The sequence below is a fragment of the Mucilaginibacter sp. P1_A3 genome (assembly GCF_056406855.1).
This window is the reverse complement of sequence record NZ_JBFTZJ010000010.1, coordinates 232235-253879: the sequence shown is the minus strand read 5'-3', so window position 1 is coordinate 253879 and position 21645 is coordinate 232235. Positions and strand designations below refer to the sequence as shown.

Here is a 21645-nt window from a genome sequence, read left to right as displayed (position 1 = left end):
TATAGAATGTTGTTTTAATAGGCCTTTCTTAACCGATCGGCAAATTCATCTGGCAATAAGCTTTGTTCAATAGCCATTGCTGCTTGTTCAACATCGTAAGCAACTCTTATAAATTCCACTGTAATACTATCCCTGTCAGTTATCGAACTGGTCATATCCAGGTTTAATATTACATAGCATCCTGCTGGGTTGCCATCTTTTGGTTTGCCTACAGAGCCGATATTGATAACATGCCTGAATTGTTGGTTGCCGGCTTTGAGGATACGATGATAAGGTTTATGCGAATGACCGATACACAGAATATCGGCATTCGCTTCTGCCATCATTTCAAGTACATAGGTTTCATCCAAATCTTCCAAAACGTATTCATCAACGCTCCGGGTACTGCCATGAGCCAGTACAATATTTACGGCCTCATCTATCATTTTAAATTCAAGGCGAATATGTGCAGGTAGGGTTGATAGATACTGACGACCTGTCTCATCAATCAAATGATAGGCATGGGTTTTTCCTGGTTCACCAAGGCTTTGATCGGTGGTAACCAATTTCTTCACTTTCAGATCATGATTACCGGCGAGGGTAGCGATACCTCGTTTACGGATTTCGGCAATTACCTCGTTAGGCCAAATGTTGTAACCAACCAGATCGCCAAGGCAATAAATAGCATCAGTATTCCTGGTTGCTACATCGGCGAAGAATGCCTCCAACGCCGGCAGATTTGCGTGAATATCCGAAAAAAGGGCAATTCTCATTATTGTACTGCAGTTTGAGTTTTAGAGGTGTAATATTTTTTTCGGAAATAAAAAGCAAGGTTAACCAAAGCGATCAATGCAGGTACTTCTACTAAGGGGCCGATAACCCCTGCAAAGGCTTCACCCGAATTAATACCAAAAACGCCAATGGCTACTGCAATTGCTAATTCAAAGTTGTTACCGGTGGCCGTGAATGCAATAGAAGTACTTTTTGAGTAATCGGCACCAAACGATTTACCGATAAAGAAACTCAAGATGAACATGATGGTAAAGTAAATTACCAACGGGATGGCGATGCGCAGCACATCAAAAGGGATTTGAACAATTAAGTTACCTTTTAAACTAAACATTACCACAATAGTAAACAGCAAGGCAATTAAGGTTATGGGAGAAATAAAAGGGACATATTTAGTTTGGAACCATTGCTTTCCCTTAATTTTAATTAAAGCATATCTGCTGATAATACCCGCTGCAAAAGGGATACCGAGGTAAATACCAACGCTTTTTGCAATTTCAGATATGGTTATATTGACGGCTAATCCTTTCAAGCCAAAAAGAGGCGGCAATACGGTTATAAATACATAAGCGTAAACGCTGTAAAGCAATACCTGGAAAATACTGTTTAAGGCAATTAACCCTGCTGCATATTCACGGTTACCCTCTGCCAATTCGTTCCATACCACCACCATCGCAATACAGCGGGCAAGGCCTATCAGAATTAAACCTACCATATAAGCGGGATGATCACGTAAAAGCGTTATCGCTAATATAAACATCAGGATAGGACCAATTACCCAGTTTAATACCAGTGATGCGCTCAATACTTTTGTATCCTTAAATACTTCGCCCATGTTCTCATATCTCACTTTGGCAAGCGGTGGGTACATCATCAGGATCAGGCCTATTGCCAGGGGGATATTGGTAGTTCCGCTGGAAAAAGAATTTATAAAACCAGATGATGATGGAATAAAATAGCCTACAGCTACCCCTATAGCCATAGCAAGAAAGATCCACAAAGTAAGGTATCGGTCAAGAAAACTTAATTGTTTTCGTTCGGCCACCGGGGCACAGTTATTTGCTGCCATATATTAAAGTATAATTCGTGTTTTAATGAAGCGTGTTTAGATCTTCTATAAGATTCGTTTTTATCTAATTATTATATTGCAATATTACGATTAATGTTTGAATAAAAAAGGTATCTTTTTTAAAAGAGAGCGCAATTGATATGAGGGTATCTATTAAAACTAACTATTTAGTGAGAAGGCCAGAGGCATCGCCTTGATAAATATTATAACAACGGATTTTAATCCGTTGAAATGGGGTGAAGAATAGCAATAAGAACAGTAGGTTCGGTTTGCTAAATTATTAATATTGTCCGTGCCGATGGCACTTTTGATTTGTGGTAGGGTTACAGGCAACGGGTTAAAACCCGTTGTTACAACATGATCCGTGCCGATGGCACTTAAATGAAAAAATTGATAGGGAAATGAGAATAAACACTAAGTGCAACAGTAAAAGAATGTTGAGAAAAATGAAAATTACCTGATGATTTTCTTAGTAGTACTTATTGGTTGAGACGCGGGAATATTATTAACTTGTGATGATGAAGGGTTACGGAAAAGCAAACGGATATTAAAGAAATTGATATCACACCATCTATTAAAAATCAACTATTTAAGCGAAAAAAACGGAGGCATCGCCTCGACAGATATTGTAACAGCGGATTTTAATCCGTTGAAAAATACGAGAAGAATGCCAATGAGAACCGTAGGTTCGGCTTGTATAAATTATTAATATTGTCCGTGCTGATGGCACTTTTGATTTGTATTGGGTCTACAGGCAACGGGTTAAAACCCGTTGTTACAAAATGTATCGTGCCGATGGCACTTTTAATGAAAAAATGATTAAGCGAATGAATCAGAGGCATAGCCTCGACAGATATTGTAACAACGGATTTTAATCCGTTGAACAAGACGTGAAGGATATAAATAAGAACCGTAGGTTCGACTCATATAAAAAAACTAATTAATGATTTAACCGAAAACAAAATGGCAAATACTTACCATCAAATTTACATTCAAACAGTTTTTGCAGTTAAATACCGCCAGGCGATAATTGAAAAAGAGTGGAAGGAAAAATTCTTTGGTGTAATTGGTAATTTAATCAGTGAAGCTAATTGCAAAACCATTATTGTAAATGGAGTGGAAGATCATGTGCATTGTTTTATCGGGTTAAAACCGGTGGTTTCCGTTTCTGAATTAATGAAAACCGTAAAAGCAAAATCGTCCAAATATATTAATGATCACTCGTTAACCTCCGAGCGTTTTGAATGGCAGGAAGGCTATGGCGTATTTTCATACAGCCATTCGCAGATTGATAAGGTTTATAAATACATTCAAAAGCAGGAAGAACATCATAAAAAGCAAACGTTCAGAGATGAGTATTTAGATTTTTTAAAAAAATTCAACGTCGAATTTGATGAGCAGTATATTTTTCAGGACTTGATATAGCTATTCGCCCATACCTATTAGTAATAGAGGCATCGCCTCGACGAATATTGTAACAACGGGTTTTAACCCGTTGAACAAGAGGTAGGTTTGACTTGTATATTCGCTCTGCCCATGGCAACGGGTTTTAACCCGTTGTTACAACATGATCCGGGCCGATGGCCCTTTAATGAAAAGATAGTTTGGAGAGCTGGTTGCCCGGATGAATGAAATTCAATTCCATGACTTTCGTACGTATAACACATACTCGCCAAAAGAACGAATTGATATCACAAAAAAATAGCGATGAGCCTCAACCCATCGCTATTTAAAATGCCCAAAAGCAAATCACTAATTCACTAAATCAGCAATTCACTAATTAGAATTACTCGCCGTAGTAAACGTTGTTTTTCAGGTTAACATCGGGCAGTTCGTGATTAGGATCAATCACCATTGATTTTATTGTGGAGGTTGACTGATATTTAAACGTCCACACACCGCCGCGTTGCCAAACGTTTACAGGTAAATGCAACGTTTCGGTTTTACCGTTGGCCTGGGTAATTTTCAAATCAACAGGCATAGCCATTTTTTCGTTATTGGTGATGGTGATCAGCGCGCCGTTAGCCGCATTATCATCTATGTATTTAACGCTGCTGATAGCCTGATCAAGCTTCCATGTGGTAGTAAACCAAGCTTTCCAAAACCAGTTAAGGTCTTCGCCGCTGGCATCATTCATGGCACGGAAAAGGTCGGCTGGTAGTGGGTGTTTAAATGCCCAGTTCTTGATATATTCATGGAAGGCATAGTCAAAACGCTCTGGTCCTAATACCACATTGCGCAGCATATCCATACCCAAAGCGGTTTTTACATAATACTGGCCATAATCATTCAGGCCTATAGCCTCCGGAGCAGTCATCAGTGGATCTTTGCTGTTGCGGAACATGCCCAAAATGCGCTGAGCCATTTTGGTGGTATCGTTATACTCACCTTTATTAAATTGCTGTGAAGCATATTCATTGATGAAAGTGTTAAAGCCTTCATCCATCCACATATATTTACGCTCGTTTGAGCCCACTATCATCGGGAACCAGTTGTGGCCTATTTCGTGCGTCACGTCGCCCCAAAGCTGGCCTTTCTTTAAATTGCTCAGGCAAAATATAGCGCCCGGATACTCCATACCCAGGGCAACGCCAGATACGTTTACGGCAGAGTTCCATGGATATTCAAAATAAGCTTTTGAGTAAATTTCCATGCTGTTTTTCAGGTACTCGGTTGAGCGGCCCCAGCCATCTACACCGGCACTCTCCACAGGGTAGGCAGACATGGCAATACCTTTACGGCCCGATGGGAAATTAACCTTAGCGGCATCCCATATAAACGCGTTTGATGCACCAAATGCCACATCGCGACTATTCTCCATTTTATAGTGCCAGGTTAAAGTACCTTTAAACGGACGGGTTGATGATTTGCCAACTTCGTTTTCTTTAATCAGCATTACAGTTTTATCGCTGGTTTTGGCATCGGCCAAACGGCTCAATTGGGCCGGTGATAAAACCTCTTCGGGGTTTTGTAAATCGCCCGATCCTACAACCACCATATTGGCAGGTGCGGTTATGTAATAATCAAAATCGCCGTATTCGCAATAAAACTCGCCCAGGCCCATGTAGGGTAGGGTGTTCCAGCCTTCCACGTCATCGTAAACGCACATGCGCGGGTACCATTGGGCAATTTCGTAAACGTAGCCTTGTTTAAACTTTTTGCGGCCCATGCGGTCGGCACCATAAAAAGGGATAGCAAAATCATAGTTGATCTTTACCTGTATTTTTTCGCCTTTGCCATCCATTGGCGCGTTTAGGCGTAACTGCATGCGGGCATCAGTAATTACAGGAATAACTTTATAAGTTTGACCTTTGTAAGTAACATCAACCGAGCCTATATGATAGCCTCCGCAGCTAAAGCCACGCACATCAAAACGATCGCCCGTAACCGGGGTAACGGCAGCACCGCGAGAATCGGGTTTAAACAGGTTTTGGTCCAGTTGTAACCACAAGTAATCCAGTTGATCAGGGCTGTTATTGGTGTAGGTAATAGTTACTTCGCCGGTAATAGTAGTGTCCTTGCCTTCGTTAAGAGCAGCTTTGATCTGGTAATCGGCACGGTTTTGCCAGTAGGTTGGCGAAGGCTTGCCGCTGTTTGATCGTGTTCCCTGCCCGGTAACCGGCCAGGTGATAGGGCCAAAAAGGTCCTGGTGGTCATACTTTATAGAGTCTGTTTGTGCCGATGCCGGGTTTGCCATTGCAAACAAGCCAAAGGCGCCTAAAATGTTGATCAGTTTAAAATAGCGCATTTTTGAATTTGATAATAAAGGCGCAAAGAAAGGGAAATAATTTGTGAAATTGGTAATGGGAGTACTTATAGTGCTGTGATTGTGGTTGATTGGCGAAGTTGTAATGGGAATGTTACCGGACGACGCGGGCATTGCGAGGGTAGACCCGAACCCGGCCTGCGCCATGCAATAACACTGCGGGGTAAAACTTTTCAAATTAAAACCTATTTAACCTACAGGTACATTTATATTCGCATTTGCAAAACTTTGATACCTATTTACCATGAACAAACTGGCAAATTCCACATCCCCATATTTATTGCAGCACGCCAATAATCCTGTAAACTGGTACCCATGGGGTAAAGAGGCGCTTGATAAGGCTAAAGCCGAAAACAAGCTGATATTGGTGAGCATTGGTTATTCTGCCTGCCACTGGTGCCACGTAATGGAGCACGAAAGCTTTGAGGACGAAGCCGTGGCCACGGTAATGAACGAATATTTTGTTTGTATTAAGGTAGATAGGGAAGAGCGCCCCGATGTAGACCAGATATACATGAGCGCCGTGCAGCTGATGAGTGGTCGTGGCGGCTGGCCGCTAAACTGTATCTGCCTGCCAGATCAAAGACCCATTTATGGCGGCACTTACTTTCGTAAAAACGACTGGACATCGCTGCTCTTTAACCTGGCCGATTTTTACAAGCAAAAACCAGATGAAGCGGAAGAATATGCGGTACGATTAACTGAGGGAATCCAGAAATATGAGTCGGTACAATTTATAGCCGAACAGCCTGCGCATACTAAAGACGATTTAAAGCTGATAGCCGACACCTGGAAACGATATTTTGATAAATACGAAGGCGGCACAGGGAATGCGCCCAAATTCCCGATGCCCAATAACTGGCTGCTGCTGATGCGTTACGCGCATTTGATGCAGGATGAGGAAATTGCCAAACAGGTAAAACTCACGCTGCATAAAATGGCCTATGGCGGAATTTATGATCATATAGGCGGCGGTTTTGCCCGTTATTCTGTTGATGGCAGGTGGCATGTACCGCATTTCGAGAAAATGCTTTATGATAATGCTCAGCTCATCAGTTTATATGCCGAAGCTTATACCTGGCAGCCCGATGAACTCTACGAAAGGGTAGTTGATGAGATCATCCATTTTGCCGTTAAAGAACTGGCCTCGCCGGATCTTGGCTTTTACTCGGCGCTTGATGCCGATAGCGAAGGCGTAGAGGGTAAGTTTTATATTTTTACTAAAACACAGATAGAAGAGATCCTGGGCGATGATGCCGACCTGTTCTGTATCTACTACCATATTACCGAAGATGGCAACTGGGAGGAGGAGCAATCCAACGTATTGTTCCGCAAGGAAACTGATGAGCAATTGGCCAAAAAATTGGGGTTGGGAGTTGATGATCTGCTATCGCAGGTAAAAGCATCCCGCAAAAAAGTTTTCGAAGCCCGTCGCCACCGCATCAGGCCGGGTTTGGATAATAAGATACTGGCCTCGTGGAATGGTTTGATGCTAAAAGGGCTTTGTGAAGCCTACCGGGCATTTGATAAACCTGAGTACCTGGAGCTTGTTTTAAAGAATGCTAATTTCATCCTGGATAATCTTTTAGGTCAAAATGGCAGACTATCACGGGTTTACAATAGCAATACGGCAGGGGAAATTCCGGTTGCGTTTTTGGATGATTATGCCAACATTATTGATGGGTTGATAGCCACTTACGAGGTTACCTTTGATGAGCATTGGCTGCAACAGGCAAAAGCCCTTACAGATACCGCTATAACCCATTATTATGATGAGAAGAACGGTGTTTTCTTTTATACCGCCGATGATGATGAACAGCTGATAGCCCGCAAATCAGAAATTATGGATGGTGTTACACCGGCCAGTAATTCGGCTATGGCGCGCGTTCTGAAAAAATTAGGCCTGCTTTTTGATGATGAAAGTTATGCAGCGGTTTCGGAACAGCTGTTACGCAACATTATGCCGCAGTTGGCAAAATATGGTACGGCCTATTCAAACTGGACTATGTTATTGCTTGATGAAGTTTTTGGTATATATGAAGTTGCAGTAACCGGCCCCGAAGCTGAACCTGTAAGAAAGGAACTTGAAAATAATTACTTCCCCAATAAAATAATCTTGGGAGGTACAAAAGGAAGTTTACCTTTGTTACAGGATAAGTTTGGTAAATCAACACAAATTTTTGTTTGTAAAGATAAAACCTGCGGATTACCTGCTAATAACACGGCCGACGCATTAAAACAAATGCAGGCTTGATTGCTTATTTATAAAAATACTTTACAATGAAAATTGAACCACAGCACGTAGTGTCATTAACTTACGATTTGTATGTTGACCAGGATGGTACCGAAACGTTAACGGAAAGTGCCACACAAGAACAACCTTTAACCTTTTTGTTTGGTGCCGGCCAGATGCTGCCCAAATTTGAAGAAAATTTAAGCACCCTATCAACTGGTGATGCTTATGAATTTCGCCTGTCAGCTCAGGATGCTTACGGCGAATATGATGAAGAAGCAGTAGCCAACCTGCCTAAAGAAATGTTCCAGGGAACTGAAGTTCCTGAAATTGGCAGCATTTTACCTTTACAGGATAATAATGGCAACCGTTTCCAGGCACAGGTAGTATCAATTGCCGAAGATTCTGTAATTGTTGACCTAAACCACCCTATGGCTGGCCAGGAATTGCATTTCAAAGGCAGTATCCTTAATGTACGCCCAGCCACACCAGAAGAATTATCACATGGCCATGCACATGGCGCTGATGGTCACCACGCTCACTAATTTTAACGAACGTATAATATTTGAAAAGCCCGTTATGCAAATAGCGGGCTTTTTTTGTGCAAAAAACAAACTGCCGCGAGGTTCTAACTCGTGGCCTATATGGTTTCAGCTTTCAGCTGAACTAAGCCAAAGGCTTAAACCATGGCTCCCACGAGTTACGCTGCGCTAACCTCGCGGGAGATGAAAAATTAACCCCTTTATTTAAAATATGGATTGGATAAAGTTCCTTTGTTTTTCAAATAATTTCACATAACTTGCTGAAAATTAGATGTAAAATGAAATACCTATCCTTATTTGCACTGGCTATTTTATTTAGCGCGTGCAGCAACTCTGATAAGCCCACTGCAGTAAAATCATACTCCATTGAGCAATTGTATAACAATAAAGCGATAAATGGCGCCGGTTTTAATGCCGACGAAACCAAGGTGCTGGTTGATGATAACAGCACAGGGATATTTAATCTCTCCGCCATAAACATTGCTGATACCGCCTCAAAACCACTCACGCACTCGGTAAAGGATTCGTACTTTGCAATTGGGTATGTGCCGGGTACCAATGACTTTTTATATAGCGCAGATCAGGGAGGTAACGAAAATTACCATATCTATCTGCAAAAGGCTAATGGATCGGCGGTGAAAGATCTTACACCGTGGGCCAACACCACCAATGGTACCGATGGATGGAGCGCTGATAAAAAGTTCCTGTACATTACCAGTAATAAACGCGACCCCAAATTCAACGATATTTACAAGCTGGATGTAAAAACCTGGAATGCAGAGCTGCTTTATCAAAATGATGGCGGGTATTCACCTGGGCCGGTTTCCAAGTCGGAGCGGTACATTTCCCTCATCAAATCTATCACTACCGATAAAAATGAGCTTTATATTTACGACAGGACGACAAAGGCAGTCAAAAAACTAAGCAACGATAAAGAGGCTACCTGGTACCCTGCCGCGTTTACCAAAGGCGATTCGAGCCTGTACTATATTACCAACGATGGCAGCGAGTTTAGTTATCTGGTAAAATACAACCTGAATACAGGGGCAACTTCAAAAGTTTATTCAACCACCTGGGATGTGGTTGGGATGGAACTTAGCGACCTGGAAAAGTACTATACCGTGTACGTAAATGCAGATGGTAAAACCAACGTGTTGTTGTTTGATAATAAAACGGGCAAGCAACTCGATTTTCCGGAAGTAAAGGATGGTGAAGTTAAATCGGCTGTGTTTTCGCCAAGTGAAAAAAATATGATGCTTACGGTAGGCAGCAGCGTTAGTCCCAATAATCTATACGTTTATAATTTCGAAAAAAAGGAGTTAAAACCAATTACTCGTACACTTAACCCGGCAGTAAATACAGATGACCTGGTATCGGCCGAAGTGGTTCACTTTAAATCTTTTGATGGCCTGGAGATTCCTGCCATTTACTACAAACCCAAAAATGCAACCAAAGAGCACCCGGTGCCTGCTATATTGTTGATACATGGTGGTCCGGGCGGGCAAAGCAATTTCGGCTTTAGTAACCAGATTCAGTTCCTGGTAAACCATGGTTATGCTGTGCTGGCGGTTAATAACCGGGGCAGTAGCGGTTATGGCAAAACGTTTTATAAGCTGGATAACAAAGACCACAGCAATGGCGACCTGAAAGATTGCATCTGGGGTAAAAAATGGCTGCAGCAACAGGCTTATATTGATACAGCAAAAATAGGCATTATGGGCGGCAGCTATGGCGGGTGCATGGTATTGGGCGCATTGGCTTTTCACCCTAATGAGTTTAAAGTGGGAGTTGATATGTTTGGTGTTGCCAACTGGATGCGCACGCTCAAAAGTATCCCTCCATACTGGGAAGCCGAGCGTAAGGCTTTATATGATGAGTTAGGCGACCCATACACAGCCGATAGTGTACACCTTAAAAAAATATCGCCGCTGTTTCATTACCAAACCATCAATAAACCATTAATTGTTTTTCAGGGAATGAATGATGTGCGGGTATTACCTATAGAAAGTAAGGAAATTGTAGATGGCGTTAAAAAGAACGGAGTACCGGTTGAATATATTACCTACCCCAATGAAGGCCACGGTTTCCAGAAAAAAGAAAACCTGATTACTACCGCTAATAAGATACTGGCGTTTTTGGATAAGTATTTGATGGAGAAGAAGTAAGAAAGACACGCATAGCTTAAAGAGAAAAGGTTTCATACCGGGACCTTTTTTCTTATGCATATTTATTTATTTTCAAAACGTTCCGGATCTCTCTTGGTATGAAAAATTGATGTGATAAATATAGTGGATAGTTGCTCATCGTACCAGTAAACAATGATGTATGGAAATATTCTTACCGGTACGAAACGTAGATCCGATTGATACCTTTTTGCATAGAGTTTGGGATTTAGATCAATAGAGTGAATGGTGATTTTAACTTCTCTTCTAAAATTTGCCGAAAGACCTCTTTGTTGTTTTTCGTACCATTCACAAGCATCAATCAATTCAAGTTCGGCACGTTTTAGAAGTTTAATTGTAGGCACGGTTCAGTTCTTCTTCTATGTCTGTCCAGTTTCGGGCAGTGGTTTTTCCATCCAAAAAGTCCTGCCTGGTTTGCAGCAGATCCTTCATTTCATCTTCAGAAAATGTGTGGTCATTATCTGAATCAATATGATAACTTAAACCAAACCTATTTAATATCTCTTGCAAAACAGGCAGATCTTTTTCGTTTTGAATATTTACTGTCAGCGTGGTCATACACAAATTTACTAAACATATATTTCAAAATGTTGGAATTTGAAATATTTATTGATTCATTATCAAAATAAAAGCGGCCTTTCTCAACAAGAGAAAAGCCGCTTAAATATGCTGATCAGCCCCTTCAAAAGGCCGGGTATTAGAAACTATTTCTTACGCTATTGCTGAAAGTTTTGGTTGTCCAATATCCGCTATCCAAAATACGGCGAACGGTCATCAACGGATAATCAGGGTCACGTTTATCAGCCAGTTGGAAAGCAATTTTGAAACCTTTTTTCTCAAACTCCGGCAAAACAGGTTTTTTCCAGATGCCGAATGGGTAGGCGAAATAATCTATTTTTTTACCGGTAATTTCTTCCAGCTTTTTGGTTGGCTTATCTATTTGTGTAACCCAATCATCAACCGGCCTGGTGGTTATTTTACCATTTTTTCCGATGATTTTAAGTTCAGAATTGTGCGAGTATTTGTCAACCCGGTGATGGTCCCAGGTATGGCTTCCAATTACGTTGCCTTCGTCAGATAGTTTTTTAACCATATCGGCGGTCATGTAATGCGGGCGGCCTAATGATACAGTCATTACAAAATAAACAGCCTTAAAACCATATTTTTTCAAGGTAGGGTTAGCTATCGTGAACTGATCAAGGTCGGTATCGTCAAAAGTAAGCATGATCGGTTTTTTGGGCAGGGGAGCTCCAGTTGTAAGATAAGCATACAACTGATCGGGCAGTATGGTATGGTAACCGCTATCGGCCAGCATTTTAATATGTTCTTTAAAGGCAGCTATCTGTACAATATAGTCTTTAGCATTTTTTGAATCAGTAGGTTTCCAATCGCGTATCTGGTGGTAACAAACAACCGGTACCTGTTTGCGGGCCATAATGGCGGCTTTATCTGCCGGTTTGCCGGCAATTGTTGTTGCGGCGGCTGTACCTGTAGCAGGTGTTCCTGCTGATTTATCGGTAGGTTTACTCTGGCAAGACATTGTGCCTAAGGCACATACGGCTAACCATACAAAAGCTTGTTTAATCATGGTATGATGATGATTTTTTAATTAATAGAACAACGGCGAAAATAATATAATTATATAGGATGTAAACCAGCTTTGTAAATAAAATTAATTTATACTTTAACCCCAAACGTTAATAAGTAAAATTATTATTCGCTTTGATTGATGATTTGCCTTAAATATTAACCCCTTTATTGTATTTATAAAACTATCCGTTTGCCCTCCTTGATTGATCTTTTTGCCGCGTCAAGTATCAGCATTACAATCATATTGTTTTTCAGGGATGAGCGGTCATTCCTGAATTTAAGCGGGGTTTTAAGGGCGGCAGTAAAGTAGGGCACCGGTGCATCTGCCGGGGATGGCAAAGCCGGGGCTTTAAAGCTTTTTACGTCATTATTAATCCTTACCTCAACGCTGTCTTTATCAAATGTATGGATATAGCCTTTTGCCCCAAACACCTCCATATCCTTAATACCGAAAGGCCAGTTCCATGATGCTTCTATCATCCCGGTAGCGTTAGGGTATTCCACAATAATAGTTACGTCGTCTTCCACCTTAGGATATACTGATGGCTTGTAATGCCTGGCAACAGCGGTTACAGCTATAGGCTTTTGTCCCTGCATCATCCAGGTCATCATATCTGCGCCATAGCAGCCAAAATCGTTTAATGCACCGGCGCCATTAAGCACGGGATCTGTAAGCCAGGTTAAGAAATCCTCGCTGCAGCCAATTTCACGTGGGCCCTGGTGACCATCATGAAACACCATTTTGCGAATCATGCCCACACTATCGGCTTTAATAGTATTGTATGCACTTTGTACCGATGGGTACCAGGTAGTTTCATAATTGGTAAGCAGGTTTATGTAATACCTTAAAGCTAAAAACTCCATGCGTTTGGCCTGTTCAAGCGTGGCGGCCAATGGTTTTTCAACCATTACAGAGATGCCCATAGGGGCGCAGGTTTCTACAATATCAATGTGTTTGCCAACAGCATTATAACCCAGTACAATAACCGGTTTGCGGGCAAGGCACATGGTTTTAAGGTCCTCGAAGAATAAAGAATCGGGTACGCCATACATTTTGCCATATTTTGCCCACAGCTTTTTGTCTGGTTCGGCAATGCCCACAATGTTTACGTTACCATTACGGTATTCATTTAATATCAGGTGAATATGGTCGTGGTTTAGCCCTGCGATGCCTACTTTTGGGCCGGTTGCTTTTTTTTTAACCAGAATAGTGTCTTTCTTTACACCCGCGGTATCTTTTTTAAGCTTGCGTGCAGTATCGGCAGGCAGCGCTTCTGGTTTGGTTGGTACCATTGGCGAAGCGGGTGTGGGCAGCGTTGTTTGCGCTTTGGTTATTGCGGCGCAACCTATAAACGTTAGTACAAATAATAATTTAAGACCTTGTTTTAATTTTGTTCTCATGGTAGTAATTAGGTAGCTGATGTATTATCGGTTTTATTAAAATAACGAAGGATTGCCCCCAAGCTTTATTTTCCCCAAATGTTTATAGGCGCTTTCTGTACACTCCCTGCCACGGGCGGTGCGCATTAAAAAGCCTTCCTGTATTAAAAACGGTTCGTATACCTCTTCAATTGTGCCTTCATCTTCGCCAACGGCGGTGGCAATGGTTTTTAAGCCAACCGGCCCACCTTTAAACTTGTCAATAATGGTAGTTAATATCTTGTTGTCCATTTCATCAAGGCCATGCTCATCAACATTGAGGGCGTTAAGCGCATATTTGGCAATGGCGGTATCAATATTACCGTCGCCTTTTATTTGGGCAAAATCACGGGTGCGGCGCAGCAGTGCATTGGCAATACGTGGCGTGCCGCGGCTGCGGCGGGCAATTTCATAAGCCCCCTCATCAGTTATCGGGGTTTTAAGGATAGATGATGAACGCAGTACAATAGTAGTAAGCAGTTTGGCATCATAATACTCCAAACGGGCGTTAATGCCAAACCGGGCCCTTAAAGGCGCGGTAAGCAGGCCCGAGCGGGTGGTAGCGCCAACCAATGTAAAGGGATTAAGGGAGATTTGTACCGAACGGGCATTTGGGCCACTCTCCAGCATTATATCTATCTTAAAATCTTCCATGGCCGAGTACAAATACTCCTCAACCAGTGGACTTAAACGATGGATTTCATCAATAAAAAGGATATCGCCTGTTTCCAGGTTGGTGAGTAAGCCTGCAAGATCGCCTGGCTTATCCAGTACCGGGCCCGATGTGATCTTGATGCCTACACTCATTTCATTGGCTATGATGTAGGAGAGGGTGGTTTTACCCAAACCCGGGGGGCCATGCAGTAACACGTGGTCAAGCGCTTCGCCACGCTGGCGGGCAGCCTGTACAAATATTTTTAAATTGGCTAATATTTTATGCTGACCGGTAAAATCCTCAAACTGCTGCGGACGTAAAACTTTTTCAATATCACGCTCGGCATTACTGAGACGTTCCGGCGCCGGATCAAGATGCTCATTCATTACCAACGAAATTAGCTTTTTTTAGGCGAAAGGTGAAAGGATAAAGGTAAAAGGTTTGTTTCATTGGAGGTGAAAGGCAAAATGCGAATGCAAAAGGTTTGTTTCATTGGAGGTGAAAGGTAAAGGGTGAAAAGTTTTTGCCTGGTTGATTCACCTTTCACCTTTCACCTTTCACCTTTCACCTTTCACCTTTCACCTTTCACCTTTCACCTTTCACCTTTCACCTTTCACCTAACCTTCGGGATATTTCCTGAAAATACTGTTTATCTTCATCTGGATCACCCCGAAAAATGCCTCCTTGAATATTCCTGTCGACATTTTGGAGGTGCCTGCAGTACGATCAGTGAATATAATGGGGATCTCTACCAATTTAAAACCGTGTTTAATGGTAGTGTATTTCATTTCAATCTGGAAGGCATAGCCCACAAATTTTATTTTTTCCAGGCTGATGGTTTCCAGTACCTTGCGCTTATAGCACATAAATCCTGCCGTTGAGTCGGCTACATCAATCCCGGTAATAAATCTTACGTATACCGATGCAAAATAGCTCATCAGTACCCGGCTCATGGGCCAGTTAACTACATTTACGCCGTTGCTATAGCGGGAACCTATGGCGGCGTCCGCGCCCTCAATACAAGCCTGCCTTAGCTTTAACAAGTCATCCGGATTGTGTGAAAAATCACAATCCATTTCAAAAATATAATCGTATTTATGTTCGATGGACCATTCAAAACCGCGGATGTAAGCGGTTCCTAAGCCCTGTTTCCCCGCGCGCTCTATTAAAAAAAGCTGCTCGGGATATACGCTCATCAAACTTTTTACAATGGCGTTGGTGCCATCCGGCGATCCGTCATCAATGATAAGCAAATGAAAATCATGCGGGAGGGAAAATACTTTGCGAATCATTCGCTCTATATTTTCCTTCTCGTTATAAGTGGGTATAATTACTATACTATCTGGCACGTATTAAGTTCTGATGTTTAATAAAGCACAAAACAACAACTTTTATTACACAATTGGGTTATCGGGATGAATTTCTGTTGTATGATCGCCCCTGATATCTAATCCGCCGCCAATCATATCGTCAACCAAATAACTTTTTTCTTTAATATATGGACTCACAATCATGAACAATACAACAAAGAAAGCCATGATGCCTACAAATAGCCAGTAGTAACTTGCGCCGGTAAACCACGCAAAAATACCGTTTTTTGACATGTTGTGATTAAGCAGGGTGGTAAAAAACGTACCAATGGCATAGGTTAAATACCATAATGCTGTCATGGTGCTTTTCATCGATGGGGGCGATTGGGTATAAGCATACTCAAGTCCGGTTATGGATACCAATACTTCGCCTGCCGAAAGTAATACATAAGCAAAAATCTGCCACCATACCGATGGATGACCGCCATGATCAACATTGGTTTGCAGTATGGCTATTATTACAAAGCTTAAACCGGTAAGGAAAAGCCCAAACCCTATCTTTCTTATGGAGGTAAGTTTTACGCCCATTTTTTCAACCAGCGGATATAAACCATAATTGAATATAGGGATCATCATCAACAGGAAAAGGGCATTTACAAACTGAATTTGTGATGGCAATATATGCAAGCCAAACACGCCTAATGATAGGTCAAGATTTTGAGCCTGCAATATCCATTCAGATCCGTTCATATCCCACATGGCCCAAAAAATAGGGATAAACGCGAATACACCCATCACACTCCATACCGCTTTAATGGCTTCAATTTTATCAATTCCATATTTATCAACAGCCATAGCCCAGCCAGATTTACCGGTTTTGCCTTTGTTTAAAAATGAAGATAGCACATAAAGATTGACCGCTGCAAAATTGTCTTTTTTAATGCCGCTGGCAGGAACTTTAACATAGCTTTTACTGCCCGAGAAAAAGATTAAGGTAGCTGCTGCCATCAAAATTCCCGGTACACCAAAGGCCCATCCGGCACCAAATTTGGCATAAATAACGGGGATTAATAAAAGGCTGATCATGGAGCCTGCATTGATACTGAAGTAAAACCAGCCATAAATACTGCTCATTAAATGCTGATTTTTATGATCAAACTGATCGCCAACGTTTGCAGATACGCATGATTTTACGGCACCTGCAGAAAATGCGATGATAAGTAAGCCTATCTCAAAACCAGGAAGCGACTTATCAAACATAGATAGCACAAAGTGCCCTACAGTGTAAATTAACGATCCTATTAATATAACACGGTATTTGCCAAAAAACCAGTCGGCCAGTATAGCACCCAGCAAGGGGGTAAAATATACCAGGGTTGAAAAAGCATGGTTTATTTCGTTTGCCTTGGCATTGGCAATAGCGGTTGTTTCGTGACTAAAAAATTGGTGAGTTAAAAAAACAGCTATGATGCTCCGCATCCCGTAAAAGCTAAAACGCTCTGCAAACTCATTCCCAATAATGAACGGTACCGCTCTTGGAATTTTCCCTATCGACCTGGATTGTGCTGCTGTTTTTTCCTGCATTATTATGAATATAAAATTTGCCTAAATTAATATAAATCTTCCAAATCAGAATTTAATACCGAAAGTGTTACAAATTAGGATTGGATTGTTTTGATTATTAAACGTTAACGTTTGTTTAATTCTTTAAAATTAATGTGATTTTGGAACAAGCTTTTTATCGCGCAAAGCTTGTTGTTTGGGGTCTACGTACTCTTTATCGGGCGTGCTGCTGGTATTATCGGGTACATTGCGCATATCCAACTGCTCCACATACACCCAGCGGCCATTTTTTAATTTATAGCCATCATAGCTAAGGTCGGGGCCAAAGGTTTCGGGTTTGTCTTTTAGTTTGGCATCCGGCGGGGCCAGGTGATCAAATACAATAAGGTTTTGCCCTGGTACATACCTTAGCAGCATGGATGCCTGGCGGGCATATTCAAATATGACTCTTTTGCGGGTTTTGCCATTGCCATCAAAAACAGGCATTCCAAATATGGGTTCGCCATTGTTGAAGGATAGCACATCAATAACCCTTTTGTTTGATTTTACAGTATTTCCTTTCCAGCCAATTAACACATAATAAGTTTTTGCTGCATAAACCGGGATGATTTTATAATACTGTGCTCCATACCACTTGCGGGAATTAATAATAGAATCCTCGGGGTTTTTTAGCAGGGGTGAATAATCCTCAAGCGGATACATTTTTAAAAATCCACCGGTGTTCATTTGCACCGTGCCATAGAAACGAAAACTGCCATCCTGGTTCATGATAGACCAGCTTAATATCCGGAACCGATTATCGGGCGAATTTATAATGCTGATGGTTTTAACAGAATCAAAAGGGAAGAGGAAGGAGTTGGGTACCTTTAACGCATTTACCATTGTTTTGATAAACTTGTAATTGGCATTTTTACGTTCCAAATCGTTTTCATCGTTAATGAAGGTTTTGCCAAGGGTTTTAAGCGTATCCTCGTAAAGCTTTAGCTGTTTGATCCGCACATTCTCGTCTGAGTGCTGAGCATGGCTGTGTAAAAAAAACAGGAGGGATAGGAGGGATACAAAAAGCTTCTTTATCACGATGCTGATTAGTTGTTATTATAAAAGTAACAATTTATTGTTTGAACGTATAGCCGCAATGGCACTTATATTATTTTCTCTTACCTAACGTAAATTTTCGATAACCATTGCGCTGGCCCCACCGCCGCCGTTACAAATTCCGGCTGCGCCAAATTTGCCCTGGTTTTGCTGTAACACATGCAATAGCGTTACTATGATACGTGCGCCCGAAGCGCCCAGTGGATGACCTAACGCAACAGCACCGCCATTAACATTTACTTTGGCAGGATCGAGTTTTAAAAGGTCGTTATTGGCGATGGCGACTACGGAGAAAGCCTCGTTGATCTCGAAGAAATCAATTTGCTCTGCTGATAAGCCTGCGCGGTGCAATGCCAGTGGAATAGCTTTTGAAGGTGCCGTGGTAAACCACTCCGGTGCCTGCTGCGCATCGGCGTAGGATACTATTTTGGCCAGTGGGGTAATGCCCAGTTCTTCGGCTTTTTCACGGCTCATTAAAACCAAAGCTGCAGCGCCATCATTTAAAGTTGATGCATTGGCCGCGGTTACAGTACCATCTTTTTTAAATACCGGTTTTAAAGATGGGATTTTGTCAAACTTAACCGCTTTAGGTTCTTCGTCATCGGCAAACAGGGTAATGTCGCCTTTTTTATCTTTCAGTTCTACTGGCGTAATTTCGTTTTTGAATTTACCGTCGGCTTGTGTTTTTTGAGCCCGGTTATACGATTCTATGGCGTATGCATCCTGCTCCTCGCGACTGATGTTGCAATCAACCGCGCAAAGCTCTGCTGCGGAGCCCATGTGGTAGTCATTATATACATCCCAAAGGCCATCCTTTATTAATCCATCAATAATTTGCCCGTTTCCTAAACGGTAGCCGTTGCGTGCTTTATCTAAATAGTAGGGTACATTACTCATGCTTTCCATCCCCCCGGCAACCACAATATCATTTTGACCGACGGCTATGCTTTGGGCTGCCAGCATGATGGCTTTCATGCCCGATGCGCAAACTTTGTTAACGGTAGTGGCGGGTGAATAAGGAAGGCCGGCAAATATAGCTGCCTGGGTAGCTGGCGCCTGCCCCAAATTGGCCGACATTACGTTGCCCATATAAACTTCCTGAACCTGGTCTGGCCGTAAATCAGCCTTTTCAACTGCCGATTTGATAACCTGCGCGCCAAGCTGTGTGGCGCTTATAGCGGCTAAGCTGCCCCCAAAACTGCCTATAGGCGTACGGGTGGCGGCTACTATTACTACTTCTTTCATGTGTCCCTCATTAAATTGGTAGGGCAAATTTAGTTATTTTGAGGAGAGTAAAAAGCTATGCATGCATAATAAATTAATAAAAGCTATCTTCTCCTTCTGTCTTTTAATATCAGAAGATGCTGGGCAAGGAAACACAATAATGCTATTTTTTGCCGATCGATATTTTTTTCGACAATAGAAATGGGATTAGTTAGCGAAAATATCGAGTTTTTAATATCGATTATGCATCCCAGCTTATCCGTTGTCCATTCGTATTTACTTGAAAATATATTTTCGTTTAAAAAAACTGCTTTAAAGCCGTCGTTCATTAGCAAATACGGGCTATCTTGCAGATGACCTGGTGTCCAGGTTATTTTGCCCAATAACTGTGCGTTATCATCAAAAATCAAAACATAGTTTTTGCCAAAGGGTTCAAAATCATAATCTAATTTCCAGTTGTTATGCGCTGTGGAAATTACAGCTGTTTCTCTTGCTAAGCCATCATATATTAATGTGCCAAAAAACTGGTTGTGATCTGTTAAAATATATTCACCGTTAAACAAATCCTGTCTGATTAGGTATAAAGTTTGGTGGTCTTTTATCTCATGGAATTCCATCAATCCGTTCCCTTTTTCTTCTTTATAGTTTTTTTACGCGAAAGCAAAGCCTGTTGCATCAGGTACTCGATTTGGCCGTTGGTGCTTCTGAATTCTTCGGCAGCCCATGCCTCCAGTTCCTTTAATACATCCGGATTAATGCGTAATACAAATGCTTTTTTCTCAGCCATATCAACTCCCTGCCGCGTTTGCGGCCTGCGCTTGTTTTATCAAAATTAAATTTACTCCCAATAGGGCCAGTAGGGGCATATCTGGTATGGATTTTAACTTATCCAGGTCAATCGATACGTCAAATGGTTTTCTAAAACCCCACATATTGGCTTTTACACCCAATATATCGCCATACTGGTCGCTCATCAAACTAAAAGTGCGTGTGAAAAGCTTTTTGTAAGCGTACATAGCCTCAAAGCCATTGTTCATGCTCAGTTTTACTTTACGCGATAGTATCTCGGGCGTTATAGCTCCCAATTCCATTTCGTTGGCATCTTTTATCAATAACGTTCGGCTAAAAATGCGTTTACGTTTGATGAACCATTTATTTTGCGCCGACTCCAGGATCATGGTGGTTTTCCATAAATTGCCATAGCTTAGTTTACCATAAACAAACTGCCCGTCGGTAAGGTCAAAAGAAGGCCTGAAAAAGCCGTTCCGGGTAACCGAAAGCTCATTGGTACGCAGCTGATCAAAACTTCTGAACTGATCCATATTATTAATGATATAACGTACCTGTGTTAACTACCGGATTAACGCTTCTGTCGCCACATAATACCACCAGCAGGTTGCTTACCATGGCAGCCTTGCGTTCCTCATCCAGTTCTACTATGTTTTTTTCTGATAGTTTATTAAGGGCCATTTCAACCATACCCACGGCGCCTTCTACTATCAGCCTTCGGGCAGCAATAATGGCAGATGCCTGTTGCACCTGGAGCATTGAGTGTGCAATCTCTGGCGCGTAGGCCAGGTGCGAGATTCTTGCTTCCAAAACCTCTATTCCGGCTCGATGAAGTCGTTCGTTTAATTCTTTCTCCAATAAAAGGCTTACCTGCTCGGCACCACCACGCAGGGTGATTGTAGCGGTTTCATCCTCCAGGTTATCATAAGGGAAGGAGTTGGCCAGGTGTCTTACAGCAGCTTCGCTTTGTATGTTCACGTATTGTATATAGTTTTCAACCGCGAAAACCGCGCTGGCGGTATCTTTTATCTGCCATACAATTACAGCTGCAATTTCAATTGGGTTGCCAATACTATCGTTTACCTTTAGTTGCTGACCGTTAAGGTTAAATGCCCTTAAGGAGATTTTTCTTTTTACGGTGAAAGGGTTCACCCAAAAAAAGCCGTCCTTTTTAACGCTGCCTACATATTTACCAAAAAGCGTAAGCACTTTTGATTCGTTTGGGTTTACGATAACCAAACCGGGGAGTATAAAAACAACGCCCAGTATACCCACAGCGGTACCGATGGGTTCTTCGCCGGTAGCAAAGCAAATTGCAGCAACTGCAAACAATACCAATAACAAAACAAAGGCTAAAAAGCCAGAGGGCGGGTTGATGGTTTTTTCAGAGTCCATAGTGATTTAAATTGATTTTAAATTGATATCATAAAGATATCAAT

The 21645-nt window shown here is 41.9% G+C and carries 20 protein-coding genes; 4 read left to right on the top strand and 16 right to left on the bottom strand.

From position 1 onward, the window contains the following. Window positions 1–14: 14 nt before the first annotated feature. Window positions 15–752: a metallophosphoesterase family protein gene (locus tag AC1D0K_RS22295; protein WP_477397176.1), complete on the bottom strand. Its 738-nt coding sequence runs from the start codon at window positions 750–752 to the stop codon at window positions 15–17. Beyond that, on the bottom strand, window positions 752–1837 hold the full coding sequence (gene arsB, locus AC1D0K_RS22290) for an ACR3 family arsenite efflux transporter (protein WP_477397174.1): 1086 nt from the start codon (window positions 1835–1837) through the stop codon (window positions 752–754). The genes AC1D0K_RS22295 and arsB overlap by 1 nt, the downstream gene beginning before the upstream one ends. Before the next feature lie 963 nt (window positions 1838–2800). Here arsB and tnpA point away from each other — a divergent pair. Further along, window positions 2801–3262, top strand: a complete 462-nt coding sequence (gene tnpA / locus AC1D0K_RS22285; RefSeq protein ID WP_295714943.1) for an IS200/IS605 family transposase — start codon at window positions 2801–2803, stop codon at window positions 3260–3262. A 361-nt stretch (window positions 3263–3623) separates the two neighbouring features. Here the strand turns inward: tnpA and AC1D0K_RS22280 are convergent, their stop codons facing one another. Next, window positions 3624–5780 carry a M1 family metallopeptidase gene (locus AC1D0K_RS22280; protein WP_477397171.1) on the bottom strand — a complete coding sequence of 719 codons (2157 nt, stop codon included), beginning with the start codon at window positions 5778–5780 and terminating at the stop codon, window positions 3624–3626. Between the two features lie 67 nt (window positions 5781–5847). Between AC1D0K_RS22280 and AC1D0K_RS22275 the strand changes: the two genes are divergently transcribed. The 3 genes from AC1D0K_RS22275 (at window position 5848) to AC1D0K_RS22265 (ending at window position 10543) form a co-directional block, all read left to right on the top strand. Then, window positions 5848–7857 (top strand): thioredoxin domain-containing protein, encoded by a 2010-nt coding sequence (locus AC1D0K_RS22275; RefSeq protein ID WP_477397169.1) that lies wholly within the window; start codon window positions 5848–5850, stop codon window positions 7855–7857. 26 nt (window positions 7858–7883) lie between these two features. After that, window positions 7884–8381 carry an FKBP-type peptidyl-prolyl cis-trans isomerase gene (locus AC1D0K_RS22270; RefSeq protein WP_295714936.1) on the top strand — a complete coding sequence of 166 codons (498 nt, stop codon included), beginning with the start codon at window positions 7884–7886 and terminating at the stop codon, window positions 8379–8381. 275 nt (window positions 8382–8656) lie between these two features. Continuing rightward, window positions 8657–10543: a S9 family peptidase gene (locus AC1D0K_RS22265; RefSeq protein ID WP_477397166.1), complete on the top strand. Its 1887-nt coding sequence runs from the start codon at window positions 8657–8659 to the stop codon at window positions 10541–10543. Between the two features lie 62 nt (window positions 10544–10605). Here the strand turns inward: AC1D0K_RS22265 and AC1D0K_RS22260 are convergent, their stop codons facing one another. From AC1D0K_RS22260 to AC1D0K_RS22200, 13 genes are all read right to left on the bottom strand, one after another. After that, window positions 10606–10905 (bottom strand): type II toxin-antitoxin system RelE/ParE family toxin, encoded by a 300-nt coding sequence (locus AC1D0K_RS22260; RefSeq protein ID WP_295717183.1) that lies wholly within the window; start codon window positions 10903–10905, stop codon window positions 10606–10608. Continuing rightward, window positions 10892–11119, bottom strand: coding sequence for a hypothetical protein (locus tag AC1D0K_RS22255; protein WP_477397163.1), 228 nt, complete (start codon window positions 11117–11119; stop codon window positions 10892–10894). Before AC1D0K_RS22255 ends, AC1D0K_RS22260 begins: the two co-directional genes overlap by 14 nt. 139 nt (window positions 11120–11258) lie before the next feature. Further along, window positions 11259–12149, bottom strand: a complete 891-nt coding sequence (locus AC1D0K_RS22250; protein ID WP_295717188.1) for a polysaccharide deacetylase family protein — start codon at window positions 12147–12149, stop codon at window positions 11259–11261. 176 nt (window positions 12150–12325) lie between these two features. Beyond that, entirely contained in the window at window positions 12326–13552 is a 1227-nt protein-coding gene (locus AC1D0K_RS22245) for a Gfo/Idh/MocA family protein (protein ID WP_477441563.1), read from the bottom strand. A gap of 36 nt (window positions 13553–13588) precedes the next feature. After that, the gene (gene ruvB, locus AC1D0K_RS22240; protein WP_295717193.1) at window positions 13589–14611 is read right to left on the bottom strand and encodes a Holliday junction branch migration DNA helicase RuvB; all 1023 of its coding nucleotides are present in this window, start codon (window positions 14609–14611) and stop codon (window positions 13589–13591) included. Between the two features lie 231 nt (window positions 14612–14842). Next, window positions 14843–15574: a polyprenol monophosphomannose synthase gene (locus AC1D0K_RS22235; protein ID WP_477396834.1), complete on the bottom strand. Its 732-nt coding sequence runs from the start codon at window positions 15572–15574 to the stop codon at window positions 14843–14845. Between the two features lie 45 nt (window positions 15575–15619). Further along, complete coding sequence (locus AC1D0K_RS22230; protein WP_477396832.1) at window positions 15620–17119, bottom strand: POT-type proton-dependent oligopeptide transporter; 1500 nt, start codon at window positions 17117–17119, stop codon at window positions 15620–15622. 129 nt (window positions 17120–17248) lie between these two features. Further along, window positions 17249–18175: a hypothetical protein gene (locus AC1D0K_RS22225; protein WP_477396830.1), complete on the bottom strand. Its 927-nt coding sequence runs from the start codon at window positions 18173–18175 to the stop codon at window positions 17249–17251. Window positions 18176–18259: 84 nt separating this feature from the next. Then, on the bottom strand, window positions 18260–19438 hold the full coding sequence (locus AC1D0K_RS22220; RefSeq protein WP_477396828.1) for an acetyl-CoA C-acyltransferase: 1179 nt from the start codon (window positions 19436–19438) through the stop codon (window positions 18260–18262). Window positions 19439–19521: 83 nt separating this feature from the next. Next, window positions 19522–20037, bottom strand: coding sequence for a hypothetical protein (locus AC1D0K_RS22215; protein ID WP_477396825.1), 516 nt, complete (start codon window positions 20035–20037; stop codon window positions 19522–19524). Continuing rightward, window positions 20034–20204 (bottom strand): type II toxin-antitoxin system antitoxin, encoded by a 171-nt coding sequence (locus AC1D0K_RS22210; RefSeq protein ID WP_477396823.1) that lies wholly within the window; start codon window positions 20202–20204, stop codon window positions 20034–20036. The genes AC1D0K_RS22215 and AC1D0K_RS22210 overlap by 4 nt, the downstream gene beginning before the upstream one ends. 1 nt (window position 20205) lies before the next feature. After that, on the bottom strand, window positions 20206–20739 hold the full coding sequence (locus tag AC1D0K_RS22205) for a hypothetical protein (RefSeq protein ID WP_477396821.1): 534 nt from the start codon (window positions 20737–20739) through the stop codon (window positions 20206–20208). 4 nt (window positions 20740–20743) lie between these two features. Further along, a complete protein-coding gene (locus AC1D0K_RS22200; RefSeq protein ID WP_477396819.1) occupies window positions 20744–21601 on the bottom strand; it encodes an SPFH domain-containing protein in 858 nt (285 codons plus the stop codon). Window positions 21602–21645 lie beyond the last annotated feature (44 nt).

What these genes read in the sequence shown, in the direction of transcription:
- AC1D0K_RS22295 (WP_477397176.1), bottom strand. Translation starts at nt 752, where the DNA reads ATGAGAATTGCCCTTTTTTCGGATATTCACGCAAATCTGCCGGCGTTG.
- arsB (WP_477397174.1), bottom strand. Translation starts at nt 1,837, where the DNA reads ATGGCAGCAAATAACTGTGCCCCGGTGGCCGAACGAAAACAATTAAGT.
- tnpA (WP_295714943.1), top strand. Translation starts at nt 2,801, where the DNA reads ATGGCAAATACTTACCATCAAATTTACATTCAAACAGTTTTTGCAGTT.
- AC1D0K_RS22275 (WP_477397169.1), top strand. Translation starts at nt 5,848, where the DNA reads ATGAACAAACTGGCAAATTCCACATCCCCATATTTATTGCAGCACGCC.
- AC1D0K_RS22270 (WP_295714936.1), top strand. Translation starts at nt 7,884, where the DNA reads ATGAAAATTGAACCACAGCACGTAGTGTCATTAACTTACGATTTGTAT.
- AC1D0K_RS22265 (WP_477397166.1), top strand. Translation starts at nt 8,657, where the DNA reads ATGAAATACCTATCCTTATTTGCACTGGCTATTTTATTTAGCGCGTGC.
- AC1D0K_RS22255 (WP_477397163.1), bottom strand. Translation starts at nt 11,119, where the DNA reads ATGACCACGCTGACAGTAAATATTCAAAACGAAAAAGATCTGCCTGTT.
- AC1D0K_RS22250 (WP_295717188.1), bottom strand. Translation starts at nt 12,149, where the DNA reads ATGATTAAACAAGCTTTTGTATGGTTAGCCGTATGTGCCTTAGGCACA.
- AC1D0K_RS22245 (WP_477441563.1), bottom strand. Translation starts at nt 13,552, where the DNA reads ATGAGAACAAAATTAAAACAAGGTCTTAAATTATTATTTGTACTAACG.
- ruvB (WP_295717193.1), bottom strand. Translation starts at nt 14,611, where the DNA reads ATGAATGAGCATCTTGATCCGGCGCCGGAACGTCTCAGTAATGCCGAG.
- AC1D0K_RS22230 (WP_477396832.1), bottom strand. Translation starts at nt 17,119, where the DNA reads ATGCAGGAAAAAACAGCAGCACAATCCAGGTCGATAGGGAAAATTCCA.
- AC1D0K_RS22220 (WP_477396828.1), bottom strand. Translation starts at nt 19,438, where the DNA reads ATGAAAGAAGTAGTAATAGTAGCCGCCACCCGTACGCCTATAGGCAGT.
- AC1D0K_RS22210 (WP_477396823.1), bottom strand. Translation starts at nt 20,204, where the DNA reads ATGGCTGAGAAAAAAGCATTTGTATTACGCATTAATCCGGATGTATTA.
- AC1D0K_RS22205 (WP_477396821.1), bottom strand. Translation starts at nt 20,739, where the DNA reads ATGGATCAGTTCAGAAGTTTTGATCAGCTGCGTACCAATGAGCTTTCG.
- AC1D0K_RS22200 (WP_477396819.1), bottom strand. Translation starts at nt 21,601, where the DNA reads ATGGACTCTGAAAAAACCATCAACCCGCCCTCTGGCTTTTTAGCCTTT.